Source organism: Paenibacillus sp. FSL H8-0283, assembly GCF_045040675.1.
GTDB lineage: Bacteria > Bacillota > Bacilli > Paenibacillales > Paenibacillaceae > Paenibacillus > Paenibacillus amylolyticus.
In genome coordinates this window covers 2,072,448-2,088,613 of the sequence record NZ_CP150295.1, presented here as the reverse complement: position 1 = coordinate 2,088,613, position 16,166 = coordinate 2,072,448, and the positions used below count along the sequence as shown (strand labels likewise).

At 46.6% G+C, this 16,166-nt stretch carries 9 protein-coding genes; 2 read left to right on the top strand and 7 right to left on the bottom strand.

Going from position 1 to position 16,166, the window contains the following annotated elements; genetic code table 11:
• Positions 1-60: 60 nt before the first annotated feature.
• From MHI52_RS09555 to MHI52_RS09545, 3 genes are all read right to left on the bottom strand, one after another.
• Positions 61-1,992, bottom strand: coding sequence for an asparagine synthase-related protein (locus MHI52_RS09555; RefSeq protein WP_405158923.1), 1,932 nt, complete (start codon positions 1,990-1,992; stop codon positions 61-63).
• A complete protein-coding gene (locus tag MHI52_RS09550; protein WP_127544373.1) occupies positions 1,989-3,257 on the bottom strand; it encodes a sulfotransferase in 1,269 nt (422 codons plus the stop codon). Before MHI52_RS09550 ends, MHI52_RS09555 begins: the two co-directional genes overlap by 4 nt.
• Before the next feature lie 424 nt (positions 3,258-3,681).
• Positions 3,682-5,016, bottom strand: coding sequence for an MFS transporter (locus MHI52_RS09545; RefSeq protein ID WP_405158922.1), 1,335 nt, complete (start codon positions 5,014-5,016; stop codon positions 3,682-3,684).
• 306 nt (positions 5,017-5,322) lie between these two features.
• Here MHI52_RS09545 and yhbH point away from each other — a divergent pair, with 306 nt between their 5' ends.
• Positions 5,323-6,492, top strand: a complete 1,170-nt coding sequence (yhbH, locus tag MHI52_RS09540) for a sporulation protein YhbH (RefSeq protein WP_036609998.1) — start codon at positions 5,323-5,325, stop codon at positions 6,490-6,492.
• Positions 6,489-7,925: a SpoVR family protein gene (locus MHI52_RS09535; protein ID WP_076252399.1), complete on the top strand. Its 1,437-nt coding sequence runs from the start codon at positions 6,489-6,491 to the stop codon at positions 7,923-7,925. Before yhbH ends, MHI52_RS09535 begins: the two co-directional genes overlap by 4 nt.
• A 138-nt stretch (positions 7,926-8,063) precedes the next feature.
• On the opposite strand, the gene MHI52_RS09530 is transcribed toward MHI52_RS09535, so the two are convergent.
• From MHI52_RS09530 to MHI52_RS09515, 4 genes are all read right to left on the bottom strand, one after another.
• Positions 8,064-10,544, bottom strand: coding sequence for an EAL domain-containing protein (locus tag MHI52_RS09530; protein WP_405158921.1), 2,481 nt, complete (start codon positions 10,542-10,544; stop codon positions 8,064-8,066).
• 265 nt (positions 10,545-10,809) lie between these two features.
• A complete protein-coding gene (locus MHI52_RS09525) occupies positions 10,810-13,632 on the bottom strand; it encodes an endo-1,4-beta-xylanase (protein ID WP_127544385.1) in 2,823 nt (940 codons plus the stop codon).
• A 273-nt stretch (positions 13,633-13,905) separates the two neighbouring features.
• A complete protein-coding gene (locus MHI52_RS09520) occupies positions 13,906-14,910 on the bottom strand; it encodes a LacI family DNA-binding transcriptional regulator (RefSeq protein ID WP_017689571.1) in 1,005 nt (334 codons plus the stop codon).
• A 129-nt stretch (positions 14,911-15,039) separates the two neighbouring features.
• Entirely contained in the window at positions 15,040-16,047 is a 1,008-nt protein-coding gene (locus MHI52_RS09515; RefSeq protein ID WP_036669849.1) for a globin-coupled sensor protein, read from the bottom strand.
• Positions 16,048-16,166 lie beyond the last annotated feature (119 nt).

The window sequence follows — 16,166 nt, the reverse complement described above, 5'->3', positions numbered from 1 at the left end:
TCACCTCCTATCATGAGTCAATTGTAAGAAAAATCCGGGCCCACAGTTCACCGGGCTATATCAGAATTTCCGAATGAACCGATAGACGATCAGACTATGCATCATCAATCGCAGATCTGGATGCGAAGCAAGTTCAGGTCTTGGACTCGGGAAATTGGCCAGGGCAGACTTGATACGCTCCGTGTTTAATATGCCAGCGACCTTGCTGTCAGAACACAAAGCACGTAACTCGGCGGTAAAAGCATCCCAATTCGGAATGATGCGATGTAACCAATCTGCAGGCTGCACACCCCGTACCCGCTGATTCAGTCTGACCTTGTCAGGCAATTCCGGTGAAGTAGCCCGGCGAATCAATGAACGATCCGTCCCTTGTTTCACATATTGTTCAATCGGAACGGACAGACAGAACCGGATGACTCTGGCATCACTTGTCGGATCACGTTCCCAAGCGCGGTAACGCAGAGAACATTTCGTAGCTACAGCACCGTTTTTGTTGGCGATGGCCAGGTTATTAAATTTCTCGGCACGTACTTTGAGTGCATCAGCCTGGGCACCGCCCTGCAGAACAATAATGGATTTGAGTCTTTCCAGTACACCCGTTCTCTGCGCAAAGTCAGGATGGATCAATTGTACGGATGCGGCCTGGCTGGCTCCTTTGGACTGAGCCTTGAACCAATCCGGATATGCCTTTTTCCCGGTGATCTTGGCTATACGTGAGAAAGGCATGCCCGTTCGTTCACTATACTGCTGCATCTCACGGAACCAGCGGTACCAGCGGCCACTTTTCAGTAGACTGGCGTAATAATCCAGAGCCGGTCCCCAGGAGATGGTGAAATTACCACGTGCCCCTGTGAGCAGGATGCCTGCATCTTGCTGGCTCGCTTTTTCATAGAATCCGCGAATCCAGAATGAATTTTCAAAGTATTTATAGGGCATTTCCATAATGTCGAGCCAGGTATCTACTTCACTGAGTGGACTTCTGCCTTCAAAATCGAGGTAGTTCTCTGTGATATTGCCGACATGATTAATCGTGGAACGTATGAAGGGCCGTTCGTCTGCGAGCAACGTTTTCGACGTATAATCTGTGAAATCGGGTACGGGAACATAACTATAGGCCTGCAGCCGTTTGCCCTGACTTCTCAGTGTTCCGGAAGCAAAACCAACCACGGCTCCCGAGTCCAGTCCGCCACTTAATGCAGCAGCCACCTGTCTGTGCGTTCGCAATCGTGATCCAACCGCCTGCCCAAAGACCTCCCGAAACGCTTCTACATACTCGCCATCGGATTTAAGCCTTAGAGGTTCCACTTCATTCCAGCGATGATATTGCTTCAGCTCCAGTCTCCCATCCCGGAAGACAAGTGTATGTGCAGAAGGCAGCTGGCTTATTCCCCGATATACAGTTGAATTGATATCTGCTGAATCATGCATGTCAGGAATGGCAAGGAATTCGGACAGCCAGGTCTCATCAAGTTCTTTATGTACCCCTTCAAGCCCGAGCAACGGATTCATCAGTGTGCAGAAAGCAAAACGTGAACCATCATGTCGGTAATAAAAAGCTCTCATGCCTGTAATGTCTCTCGCTGCATACAGTTTTCGATTCCGCTCATCCCATATCGCGAATACAAAATCCCCCAGCAATCGGACGGCTACATCGTCTCCCCAGCGCTGATAGGCACGCAAGATCAATTCACTATCCGCCAACATACCCAGTTCAGCTCTAGATATTTGTAATTGATCTGCCAGTTGTTCCCGGTTATCCAGAATGGCATCTGCCGTGATGGTCAGACCACTTTCCTCATCATATAAAGGCAACTTCTCGCTAACCGATTCCGGTGTAATCCATTGGGCATGACAGCTGAGGAACGCCTCATTGCCTTTCCATACTCCTGTTGTATCCGCAGGGACATGCCCCAGGCTTGCGTACAGACGCCAGCTGTCTTCCCATAGCGCCTGCTGACCATCGTTGTGAACAATTCCTGCTATGGCGCTCATGATTTGCCTCCCCGTAGAATCTTGCGCTGTGAAGCCCAGGCGCTGATCTGATGACCAAATGGTACCCATGATTTGATACGCTGTATTTTGCTTTGAGCAGAAGCCAGCTGGACCTTCAAGCGTTCTCGCTCACTGTAACCCCGTTCCAGACGATGATCTGCTGCACGTAATGCGGCTTGCAGCTGTCTGATTGTTACCAGTGCAGCTAGCGTCGGGTCTGTCTTTTCCGGTTCTTCGACAACTGGGTCATTAAGATTCCCAACCGGATCATGAACGACAGAATCTGCCGGTTGCATTCGGTATTGTGGTTGCCACTGGCAACCGGTCGCTGCTGTCAACTGATGCGTGATTCGGTCAATGACCTCTTGATCCGGACTTGCATCATAATGTACACCCGTCCATTGTTCGGCTTCTGCGAGCTGTTCACTGTATCCCATCTGGTGGAACAGATCTGCCCCCATCACACGGCAATACAGTTCAACTTCATGTGGTTCTAATATGTTTTTCCAGTTGTTAACAGAACCTTGATGTGCCTCTTGATGCGAAGAGAGGAAAGGATCACCCACGCCCATACTGTAGAACATGTCAGACTTGGCACTGTCCAGAAACTGTCCATACTGCTCCATTCCCTGTTCATATCGAATTCCCAGAAACGCGCATAGTTTCTCAAGTTCTTCCTGAGGATTGGAAACCAATCGTTCATATTGCAATTCATACGCATTGGAATGGGGTTTGGCAAAATAATCATTCAAGCGGAGCATCCCAAGTGTGAGATCTACGGATTTCATATTTAATTTGGGGCTCTGCAGACTATGAATCAGGTCGAATCCTTCTCCTGTGTGGCGGTTTACCTTTTTGAATGATGCAGCTACGGCCAGAGGATTACGCTGGAGATGAATACGCTTGGACTGAGGGAACAGACGATCCAGCCATTCCAGCATGTAATAGTACCGTGGAGATTTATCAACGATGAAGTCTGCTCCGCTCCCCTCCAGGAATCCATTGTAGATTTCAAGAGCAAAACTTCTGCACGCCTTCTCAAAGACATCCTCAGATACCATGGCATTGTAGAACTGGCGCATGATGGAGCTGCCACCGTAAGCACGTGAATCAGCCTTGGGTAAATCGACAAGATTCATCAGAAACCACATTTCCTGGGTGGCAAATATACGACTATGATTTTGCAGCATTACGGTGGATAAGGAACTACCACTGCGGGGAACACATAGTAAGAAAACAAGTCCGTTACCTTGAGCATCGATCAATGGCAGCCTCTCCTCTGTTCATTAGTATAAATGTGTAGCTGGGATAGACCAGACTCTACCTTTGTGTTTGGCAAAACGAGTAATATGCATGCTATAGGTGAGCATTTTGCAATATTCCGTCGGAAGTTCACCCGGGAATGAAGCAAAACACATGATTACATTCGACAACTCTCAGATACAATATGTATTTATAGTTTTACTCTATGATACAAAATGTATCATGTCAATCTTTTATTTTCACCTTTTCATAAATTGATACTCTTTCACTGTATTCTGCTGTCTGTCATTTAAGCACTTATTCATGGATCAATTATGTTCTGATTGCACAAACGCGAATAAGCTCCAGACATGTTCTGTGAGGAACAATGCCTGAAGCCATACGTAATCCGTTGAGAAACTTAATATGAAAACGGGTGAACAACCATCAGGTAAATCTTACATCTGAACTTTTCCCAGTAGCTCCAATGCTCCCATTTCGCTCTTCTTCCTGATCTGCCCGTGTAACATCCTGCAACCCCTTCTGTACCTTCACGGTTAACAATACAGCAATGCCCGCGACGAAAAAGAAGATGAGCGACAGAATACCCCAACGTGTGGAACCCGTGATCTGCCCAACATAACCAAACACAAATGGACCAAAGATCGAAGAGAATTTGCCTGTAATATTCACAAAACCAAAATACTCTCCTGTTCTGCCTGCTGGCATCAGATTGCTAAACAGGGAGCGCGCTGTGGATTGACTCACACCCTGCACGACACCAACCAGCCCGGCGAGCACATAGAAGTGGATCGCTTGTGTCATGAAATAACCGAGAATCACAATACATATGTAGACCGATAAGCTAACGATTAATACCTGCTTTGCTCCCCAACGCTGTGCCCATGCTCCCAGTAACAATGTACACGGGAACCCGATGAACTGGGTTAACAGTAGCGCGAGCATCAGGTCGGCTGTGCCTATGCCTATACTTGTCCCATAGATCGTAGCCATTAGAATGATGGTATTAATGCCGTCATTAAAAAACCAGAAAGCCACCAACATGCGGATTAACTGGGGAAAACGCCGCATCTGACGAAAGGTTTGCCGCATTCTGCGCACGCCCACCGCAACGTACCCTGTCCACGTTCCGGGCAGATCCGGTGATGCAGGCCGTCTCGGAGCATGGCGGAAGATCGGTATCGAGAACAGCAACCACCACAACGAGACGGAGATGAAAGCAAGTCTTGTGCCTGCCAGTGTACTGCTCATCCCGAACCAGCCCGGTTGCTGAATCATCAGCAGGTTCACTGCAAGCAACAAGCCTCCTCCAATATAACCATAGGCATAACCTTTGGAGGATATCATGTCCCTTCGTTCCACGGGTACCAGATCCGGCAGCATTGCATCGTAAAAGGTGTTACCACCCGCAAAACCGATTGTAGATATGACCAGCAACGCGGAAGCAAGGAACCAGTCCCCTTCACCGATTGCGCTGAATCCCAATGTAGCAAGGACGCCTATAATTGCAAATACACGCAGGAAGTCGCCCTTCCGTCCTGACAAATCAGCTAGCGTGCCTAGCAACGGTGTTAGCAGAGCTACGCACAACATGCCAATGGAGTGTGTATAGGCCAGGTAGGAGGCGGCGGTATCCGTATCCAGCGTTGCTGCAGCCACCGAAGCATAGAATACAGGCAGTACTGCGGCCAGTACTGTTGTCGCGTAAGCCGAGTTAGCCCAATCGTACATAATCCAAGCCTTGATCGCCTTTTTATTCACATGAATCCTTCCTTTACATGCATCTATATTAGTGCGAGTTCAACAAGTCTAAGTGGACTTTTTGAACAACTCTATTAGATGCCAGATCGATGTCTTTCTCCTATTGTAAAGGAAGGATATCACACTTGTTCACTATTTCTGTAAAAAATGGTGCAGTTCTGTTCTTACGACTCACCTTACCTCTGAGGTGAACTTGCGTAATTGTATCATTTTATATCCACTCTCATCACATATCGTCCTCGCCCGTGAATATACTTAATTACCGACAGGCCAAACTGTGCCGCGTAATCAATGGGGGGTGCCTACATGTCAAATTCACACCAGCCTTACTCGTTCGTTGTGTCGAAGGAAGATTGGTCGCTTCACCGCAAAGGGTACCAGGACCAACAGCGCCATCAGCAAAAGGTGAAAGATGTCATCAAGCAGAATCTGCCTGATCTGATTACGGAAGAAAACATCATCATGTCTGATGGAAAACAAATCATCAAGGTACCAATCCGCAGTCTGGATGAGTACCGTTTTGTGTATAACTACCAGAAGCAAAAACATGTCGGTCAAGGAGACGGTGACAGTCAGGTCGGAGACGTCATCGGTCGTGATCCCTCTGCTTCGCAGAAACCCGGCAAAGGTGAAAAAGCTGGTGATCAGCCTGGTCATGATATTGTGGAAGCCGAAGTTAGTATTGAGGAATTGGAAGATATGCTCTTCGCTGAGCTGGAATTACCCGATCTGAAGCAGAAAGACAAAGACCTGATTGAGACACATACGGTAGTTTTCAACGATATTCGCAAAAAAGGCATGCAGTCCAATATTGACAAGAAACGTACCATTCTGGAGAATCTGCGTCGCAATGCAACGACTGGTACGCCAGGCATCCATCACATCAGTCCAGATGACCTGCGCTACAAGACATGGGAAGACAAAATCATTCCACAATCCAATGCCGTTATTATTGCCATGATGGATACATCCGGGTCCATGGGTTCGTTTGAGAAGTACTGCGCGCGCAGCTTTTTCTTCTGGATGACCCGTTTTCTACGCCGTCAGTATGAGAAAGTTGAGATTGTTTTCCTCGCCCATCATACGGAAGCCAAGGAAGTAACCGAAGAAGAGTTCTTTACCCGCGGCGAGAGCGGAGGCACCATCTGCTCCTCTGTATATATGAAGGCGCTGGATATTATTGACAGTCGGTATCCACCTTCCAGCTACAACATCTACCCTTTCCACTTCTCTGACGGGGATAATCTGACCTCGGATAACGAACGGTGTGTGAAGCTAATCGGTGAGTTAATGAAGCGTAGCAATATGTTTGGATACGGCGAAGTGAATCAGTACAACCGCAGCAGCACACTGATGTCGGCTTATCGTCATATCAAGATGGATCAGTTCATGTATTATGTGATCAAAGAAAAAGGCGAAGTGTACAAAGCTTTGCGCAGCTTTTTCCAGAAACGGGAAGGAGGCAGCGTTAGATGACAGATGAGATCCGCGACCTAGAATACGCTATTGCCGAGATTATGGAGATTGCCAATGGTTTTGGCCTGGATTATTACCCCATGCGGTACGAAATCTGCCCATCGGATATTATTTATACATTTGGAGCCTACGGCATGCCGACCAGATTCAGCCACTGGAGCTTTGGCAAAACATTTCATAAGATGAAAATGCAATACGATTTTGGACTCAGCAAAATTTATGAGCTTGTCATCAACTCCAACCCTTGTTATGCCTTCTTGCTGGATGGCAATTCCCTGATTCAGAACAAATTGATCGTAGCCCACGTATTGGCACACTGCGATTTTTTCAAAAACAATGCCCGCTTCTCTAAATCCAACCGTAATATGGTCGAAAGTATGGCCGCTACGGCGGATCGGATCAGCAATTATGAGATGGAATACGGAACCGAAGCGGTTGAAGCATTTATCGATGCCGTGATCGCAATTCAGGAACATGTGGACCCACAGCTGATTAAACCCCGCCATTTGGACAAACAACGCTACATGGAGATGAAAATGCGGGAGCAGCGCGGTGAGAAAAAACCACGGCCGGAAGGCCGCTATGATGATCTGTGGTCACTTGATGACGTGCAGACCGAAGAAGCACCCGCTGAAGGTATTCAGGTTCATCATTTTCCGCCTGAACCGGAGAAGGATGTCATGTGGTTTATTCAGGAATTCTCCGAAGTGTTGACCGACTGGCAACGGGATATCATGAGTATGATGCGTGAGGAGATGTTATATTTCTGGCCACAGATGGAAACCAAAATCATGAACGAAGGCTGGGCATCCTACTGGCATCAACGCATTATCCGTGAGCTCGATCTGAACAGTGAGGATACGATCGAATTTGCGAAGCTCAACTCCTCCGTGGTGCAGCCATCCAAACAAAGTCTGAATCCATATTATTTGGGACTGAAGATCTTTGAGGATATTGAACGGCGCTGGGATAACCCAACCCGTGAAGAACAGGAACGTTGGGGCCGCAAACCAGGGCAAGGTCGTGCCAAAATGTTCGAGGTGCGTGAATTCGATTCCGATACCTCCTTTATCCGCAATTACATGACCAAGCAATTAACCGAGGATCTGGACCTCTACGTATTTGAGAAAAAAGGCCCGGACTGGAAAATCACCGACAAGTCCTGGGAGAACATACGGGATCAGCTCGTATTTTCACGTGTCAACGGGGGCTCCCCTTACTTGGTCGTGCAAGATGCTGATTATCTGCGGACAGGGGAACTCGTGCTGAAACATCAATATGAAGGCATCGAGCTGGATTTGAAATATATGGAACGCACTCTGCCTTATCTGTATCGCCTCTGGGGACGTACGGTACATGTGGAGACACGTGTCGAGGATAAACCGATCTGGTTTACGTATGATGGCAAGAAGCACCACCGCAAGTTTATGTAAGGTTTTCGATTATCATTATTGGAAACGAAAAGATAAATGCTCTTATCATGAGTGAGATTAATGATTAATAAAAGATAAGACATAAAAAGCGGCAAGTTCCCGACATACACGGGAACTTGCCGCTTGGCATACATAAAATTAGGATGGTGCCGGTGGTGTACTATTACCCTGCAATCGCAGCGGCACAAAAAAATCATGCTCCACTTCACTTGCCGGCAGTGGCCGACTGAAATAATATCCCTGAATCTCGCGGCAATCATTCTGCATCAGAATATCCAGTTGGCCTTTCGTCTCAATGCCTTCAGCAATGACTTCCATCTTGAGATTCTGTGCCATCGATATAATGGTCGCCACAATGGCTTGATCGCTGTGACTCTCTGTAATGTCCGTCACAAACGAACGATCAATCTTGAGCTTGTGAATCGGGAAATGCTTCAGATAACTGAGTGAGCTGTATCCCGTACCGAAATCATCCAGGCTGATCTTCACACCCAGGGCTATCAGTTCATTAAGAATCGCCGTGGATACGGCTGCATCCATCATCATGCTCTCTGTTATTTCCAGTTCCAGATATCGAGCATCCAGCCCTGTCTCCAAGAGTGCATTCTTGACCTGTTCTACCAAGTTGGATTGGTGGAACTGCTGGCTGGACAAGTTAACCGATACCGGAATGAGTGGTCCGCCACTGGCATGCCAGAGTTTCATCTGCCTGCATGCTTCCCGCAGCGTCCAATTGCCAATCTCATAGATCATGCCTGTCTCTTCTGCAAGCGGGATAAACACATTGGGTGCGAGCAGACCTTTGAGTGGATGGTTCCAACGTATAAGAGCCTCCACACCAATCATGCGGCTATCCTCGGTACGAATCTGTGGTTGATAGTACAGGACCATCTCATCGCGTTCCAACGCTTTACGAAGATAACCCTCCAGCTCAATACGTTCATATAGTTCCGAATCCAGTTGGGCCGTGTAGAATTGGAAACCATTTTTGCCGTTTTTCTTCACTTCATACATGGCGGAGTCCGCATGTTTCAGCAAAGCATCCACACCCACTCCATGATCCGGATACATCGCAATTCCAATGCTGGCGGTTACGTAAAAGTCATTCTCCTTCAGTCGATAAGGTAACTGAATGGCTTCAACAATCTGTTTTGCAAGTTCTGCCACTCTTACTTCTGTCGCTTGATCCTGGGTCACAACGAGTGTGAACTCGTCCCCGCCCATCCGGGCCAGCATGACATTCTCCATAGCCAAGGGATCAGAAGCTTCTATGGCTTTCATGATCCGGTTGCTCACTTCTCTTAGAAATACATCTCCAATGGAATGTCCCAGCGAGTCATTAATCATCTTGAAACGATCTATATCCATCACCATAACGGCAAAAGAGTTCCCTTTTTCTGCTGAATCGTTAATCGTACAAGCCAGCACATCATCCAACTTGCGCCGATTGGGCAGCCCCGTCAACGGATCATGCAAAGCTTGGTGACGAATCTTCTCCTGAGCCTGTTTCTCCTCCGTTACGTCTTTGATCAAAATGTGACTTCCCACATGTCTGCCATCAATGACAACAGGAACTACAACAATACTAAGGTCCAGAAGTTCACCCTGCACATCTCTCATTTTGGCCATGTAGTGCGCCTGCTCCAGCCCATGATCATCCCAATCGATGGAATCAAATTCACTTATCCACTCTATATCGATTTGCTGAGCGATCTCATCAATGGAACGATCCATGACCTCTTTTTCAGGATATCCAGTGATTGTTGTTACAGCAGCATTAATCCCTTTAACAATACCTTCCTTGTTCACTGAAATAATAGCATCCGAATGGTTATGATACAGGGCCTGATACCATTGCTCATTCTCATGAATCCGTCGATCTTTCTGTGACATTCGCTGATTGATAAATATGCCAAACAACGTCAAACCCAAAGCAATAAATGTGCCCGATGCGATCAAGTAGGCGAGAATACCTGGCTCAATCTGCATACCTGAACTTACCATCGAGCCATGTGAATGATGGAAATGTGCCGCTGACATCCCGGTATAATGCATGCCAGAGATTCCAATACCCATAATGAGACCGCTGCCCATCTTGTAAACCCAGGTATGTCTTGATTGATGATAACGGAAGAAAAACATGAGCCACAATGCCGCAAATGAAGCAAGCGCTGCAATCAGAATAGATAACACCACTCTGCCTGGTTCATACGTAACCGGAATTGACATCGCTGCCATTCCCACATAATGCATCGAGCTGATCCCTGCCGTCATCAGTACTCCAGCAATCATGAGCTTGCTTATCCTGCCCGATTGTCTACCCGCAATGTTCAAGGCCACCCCCGATGCGACAATAGCAAGTAGAACAGATAAAACAACCTTACCGGTGGAATAGGAGACTTGCGTAGGCAGAACAAAAGCCAGCATACCTACGAAATGCATGGACCAGATTCCTAGCCCCATCGATACTGCACCGCAGGTAAGCCATACATTCCTCGCCATCCCGTTAGCCTGACTTACACGGCCTGCAAGGTCAAGGGCAGCGTATGAAGCTAACGATGCAATAATATAGGATAAAATAACAAGTTCTAAGTTGTACGTGCCATGTAGGTGCTCCACTCACTCTGTCCTTTCAACCGGGAAATGCCTTGTATGTATGCAAAAATGTAAAAAAGAAGCGAGTGCGCTGTCTGGATGACAGGCACTCCCTCCGCATCATTTGACTCGTGACAACAGACTTAGTTGAAGCCGTTGTCATACATTGGAACCCGTTTATATGAATGTATATAGTCTAAACGTCCCAGCCTTTAAAATCAACACTTATTTCCAGATATACAATGTTGAATAGCTAACATTCTTATATTCTAATTCACAACTAAATATTCTATTTACGAGTCAGTAACAGACTGCCAAAGCCGGAAGTATCTTGATAAGAATTACCTGATGAATCACTCCAGATGGACACACTGCTTCGCTTGCCATCCCCAGCGCCATCATCATTAACTTGAAGGTCAAACCCAATCCATCTTTGCCCTTCAGCACGAACGCTGTCTAGTGGGATTGCCACTTCAACTGTATACCCTCCGCTTGTTAATCGAGTAGCTGATTTGAAACTTTCTTTCCGTGCATTTCCACCAAAAGAAGCCTCATTATCAAAATTGACCCGGTACTGGGCGTCATCCTCCTGATAGAATGTTGTCTGATCTTTGCTCGGGTCGATAAAAATCTCGATTGAATCCTGCTCATGTGCATTAGAACTTAATTTGCTTCGCAAAGGATCTTTCACATCTGCCAATACGTACAGGTATTTCTCATCCCATAACAGCTGTGCAGTCGCCGTTGCACCGGCGTTTCCGACTACCCAGACATCCGTTTTAACAGATGCAGCCTTTTTCCAGACGTTATCCTTTTTTGCATCAATGACAGGTTTGCCATAAGTGACCTTGGTTTGTTTCAAAACAGAACCGAGCTTCAGTTTGCCCCGGTTGGCTGGTTTGTCCGGCTGTTGATTGGAAATATCATTCCAAACAATGGTCGCTGTCTTTCCAGCAGCATATTCATCCGTAATCCGAAAATCCAGAGACAAGACCTGGCCTTCGGTAAGTAAAGCAGCTGACATAGGCAGTGATGCGTATACAACATACCCGGTTTTTGTCTCCTGTACGTTGTAAGTATTTTTATCTTTGCCTTTACCGCCATCCCGTTTAAATGTATATTGACCATTTGCAGACGGCGGATTTTTCTTCTTGGCAGACAGATCAGCTTCAGAAGTTGCAGCGCCTGTCCCCTTGACTTCTTCCGCGAGGAAAACCTGCACCTGATCCCCTTTGCGACGTGTGGTATCCTTCACTTCCACTCGTAAATTGACCTTTTTGGCATCCCACATCATACGAGCCTCACCCGTAACCGCAGATGTACCATCTGCCAGATGATTAATTTCGAGTCCTTTCACAGCACCCCAAAGAATATCTTCCTGTCCTTTGTGATTCGGGAAAGAAGGGCTGGCCTTCAATGCTGTCCATTCATTGCGATAGATCGGAAGAGTCGTAGGGTCCACCAGTGCCCAAAATGCCGGCTTTGCTTTTAATTTACGATCAAATAACAATGGTGCATCTTTGCGTCCTTTGACTGGATGATTGTCAAGCCATGTACCATCATCCGCAAGTCCCCATACTGTAACACTGTCCATTACGCCGCGTTTTCCCAATTCGTCGAACAGGTCGAATAGCTCACGATAACGATAGGCTTGTTGCAGCATTAATTCATCTGTTACAGGCATCTCCAACTCGGAATTACTTGAATAGATCGAAACGTCCAGCTCTGTAACCTGTACATTTACACCAAGAGCGATCACTTTCTCAAAAGCCTCACGAATGAGCTTTACATCCGGTCCGTACATGGATACATGCATCTGGAATCCAACCGCATCAATCGGTGTTCCTTTGGCAAGCAGCTTCTCTACAAGCTTCACCATATCATTCACCTTGTTTCCATTGCCCTCCATTCCATAGTCATTAATCACCAGTACAGCATCGGGGTCAGCCTCACGTGCATAACGGAAAGCCAGCTCAATGTAATCACTGTCATCTCCGTCGCCATCTACATCCCCAATAATATCTCTCCACTTGGAATTACTGGCCTCATTCCGCAAGCCGCCTCCGTCTGAGATGACTTCATTGACGACATCCCATGTATGAACCTTTCCTTTGTACCGGGTCACGATGGTTTGAATATGGGTTTTCATCCGTGCAAGCAACTGTTCCCGCGTGGCAGGTTTCGATGCATCATTCGGATCTGTAAAGAACCAATTCGGCACCTGACTATGCCATAACAGCGTATGACCTCTGATTTCCATGTCATTTGCTTCGGCAAACTTCACCAGGCGATCTGTCTCTGACCAGACAAACTCTCCTTCCTTGGGCTGCATCGCATCCATTTTCATAAAATTGTCCGCTGTAATACTATTAAAGTGTTTCGTCAACAACTGGGAATGCTGGTTTTCCGCGTCTAGTGCAGACTGGTTGATGGCAGCTCCCATTGCGTAATTTTGTCCCACGATATCGACCAGATTCGGAATATCCTTCTCAATTTCAATTTTCTGAGCAGCCGTAATCAGAACATCATCCACGTAAAATGAAATCGTATCTGCCGGCGTCACTTCCTCTGACGTCTTCCATGGTGTCTCCACATACATGCGGAATCCGGTGATGCCACTATTTTCTTCGGGAATCACCACATCGGCCTCGACTTTTTTCCACTGTCCTTTGTTCAAGGTAGCGGAGGCAAAGGTAGCATATTCAAGACTCGAAGCGTCCTTATTGTATTCTTTCTCGAGTGCACCGTTAAGGACCTGACTGTCCGGCCCTTCATCGTACATGGCCCAAAATGAAATATGAACTGTGCTACCCTTCTGTACATGATCCAGCACTTCAACTAAGGGTCCATGGAACGTTTCGGTACGTGAAGAGGTTCTCAGGCTGCGTGTACTGTCATGACCTACTTGCGTTACGATATCAAGCTTTTCACTTGCACGTGGACGCCATTGTCCCAACACACCATCTTCAAAATCAGCCTTGAACAGTACTTCATCATCGCCAGTCTTAACGTCCGCTGCCGAAGCACGTGCCCCTCCGGTTCCCACACTTGGGAACAAACTGAAGATCAATACAGCCGACAAGCACAAGCTCCACCATTTTCTCAAATGCATCCGATCTCCTCCTTGGTTCGTTGTTTGTGAAGAATAACCTTTGCTCTGCCATGTGCCAGCCCTTTACAAGATCGTTATACAGGATGGATAGATGCAAATGGACAGAAAATTGTAAGCACTTTCATTATACGATTGCCAGTAAACTTTGTTTACCCGTTAAACTATAGGACTTGTACCACTCCCTAATCCATATGTTTCCAAATGAGATAAAGGACGACAAAAAGCACAGCTTATTAGCTGTGCTTCGTGTAAACATCTTTACTATTTACGTTTTTAAGCTTTTAAAGGTGCTGTCGTCTGACGGATGACCAGATTGGAAGGTTCCGTCACCACAGGGGGAGAATAAGATGGATTCTCAATCATGGCAATCAGATATTCGATGGACTTAATGCCAATGGAATAGATATTCTGATTCACCGTGGTCAACCCCGGTTTGAATACCTCAGCATAATACGTGTTATCGAACCCGACAACCGAGATATCTTCTGGTACACTCAGTCCATGCTTTTCAATTTCATGAATCGCACCAAAGGCAGACATGTCTGATGCACAGACAATTCCCGTTGGTTGATCCTGAAGTGCCAGCAATCGTCGGGCAGCCTTGCTTCCTCCATCGAAGGAATAATCGCAGATCTCCAGATATACCGTAGAATACGGGATGCCGCATTCTCGAAGCCCTTCCCGATATCCTTCCAATCGCAGATTGGCTACAGCAGGTCCAAGTGTCCCTGAGATATAGGCAATTTTGCGGTGCCCAAGCTCATGCAGATGTTTGACACCCATCGAGATCCCGTTCGCGTTATCCGTAGTAATGTAACCGGCACGTTTGCCCAACATGTCCGTATCAACAAACATCGTTGGAATCTCTGCATCCACCAGTTCCTGAATACTCGCGTTTTCTCTGCCTTCCCCGAATACCACTACGCCATCCACATTACGACTGCGGCAATGTTTGATGAACGAGTACGCCGGATCATCGAATCGAGTAGACAACCGGACCAGGTCATATCCACTGTTCTCCAGCGCTGTCTTGATCCCTTCCAGCAACTCCGACACAAAAGGGTTCGTAAACGGAACTGTTAACAGTACTCCCACCGTCCATGAACGGCGTTTGACAAGTCCACGTGCGACCACATTGGGTTGATATTTCAATAATTCGATGGCTATATTGACTTTTTTGCGTGTTTTTTCACTTACATCAGGATAATCGTTTATCACTTTGGAAACGGTTGCAACAGATACTCCCGCTTCCTTGGCTACATCATGGATAGAAGCCATCTGATCACCTCAACCTCTTTCGAATCCCCTGTCTCCGGCTGCATTTTCTATAACATCGGCAGGTTTGTCTACCCATTATAGCTTAAAACAGCCTGAAACGGTATGGAAGGTTCCTAATGCTTTTAAGCTCTATTCCTGCTGTTCCAGATTCTTCAAATCCAGAGACAGTTTCTCCATTGTTGTTGCAAATACAGCGAGTTCAGCCGAGCGTGAAGCTTGGCTACGTGCTCCGCGAGACGTATGATCCGACTCCTGCTGCACACTGCTCAGTTTCTTCATGATCTTCTCCAGATTAGACTGAATCTTACCCTGTGCATCCCGGGAACTGGCTGCAAGCTTGCGCACCTCACTGGCAACTACTTCGAAGCCACGTCCAAACTCTCCTGCATGAGCAGCTTCAATCGCTGCATTCAGGCCGACAAGATGACTCTGATCCGATATCTCGCGAATGAGTTCACCCATTTTTCCGATCTGCTGGATCTCTCCTGTTAATTCGGTAAGCATAACCTGAGCCTGATCCTGAGAAGCCGCTGTTTCTTTGGCAACATTCGATATAGCCATTGCACTTTCATTTAATTCACTAATCATGCCTGTAAGCTCTTGGGTAATCTGCGTAATTGCCTGTAATGTATGTTGTTGGTCATCGGCAAGCTGATGTAACTTTTCTTTTTCTTTCTTCTCATAGGCTTCCAGGACAAGCTGTGAATCCAGATTAAACATTTTGCTGAGCGCTTGAATGACAAGATGCCAGGAATCAGGGATAACCTGTTGGAATATGCTCGTTGCAATATCCAGGTAGACCATATAGGTACCCAGATAATAATCTTCAGACAGACCAATCCGTGAATGCACAAGTCCAATCGCAATCCGTTGCTCAATATATGCGTCGTCCACGATTCCATCCGTCATTGATAACCAGTACATCTTCTGTGTTTCTTTTAGACGATCAATGGTAGAGAATCGAGCGATCAGATCTACCAATTCAGGATAATTCCCCACATGATTGTAGAAATGATCCACCACTTCATTAACGACTTTTTTAAAAACAGGCCGATGATCGGCAAGCAGTTTTAGATCCCCTGCGGTTAATCCCATGTAATCAAGTTGCTTCTGTCTTGTTGCGGAAATACTGCTCATATCTGGTTCAGTCAGCTCCTTAATAAACACTAAATTACTTTAAATTGTAAATATATGTATTGATTATAGACTAAAATACCTAAATATACATATACCATTAGAACTAATTCTCTTTAAAA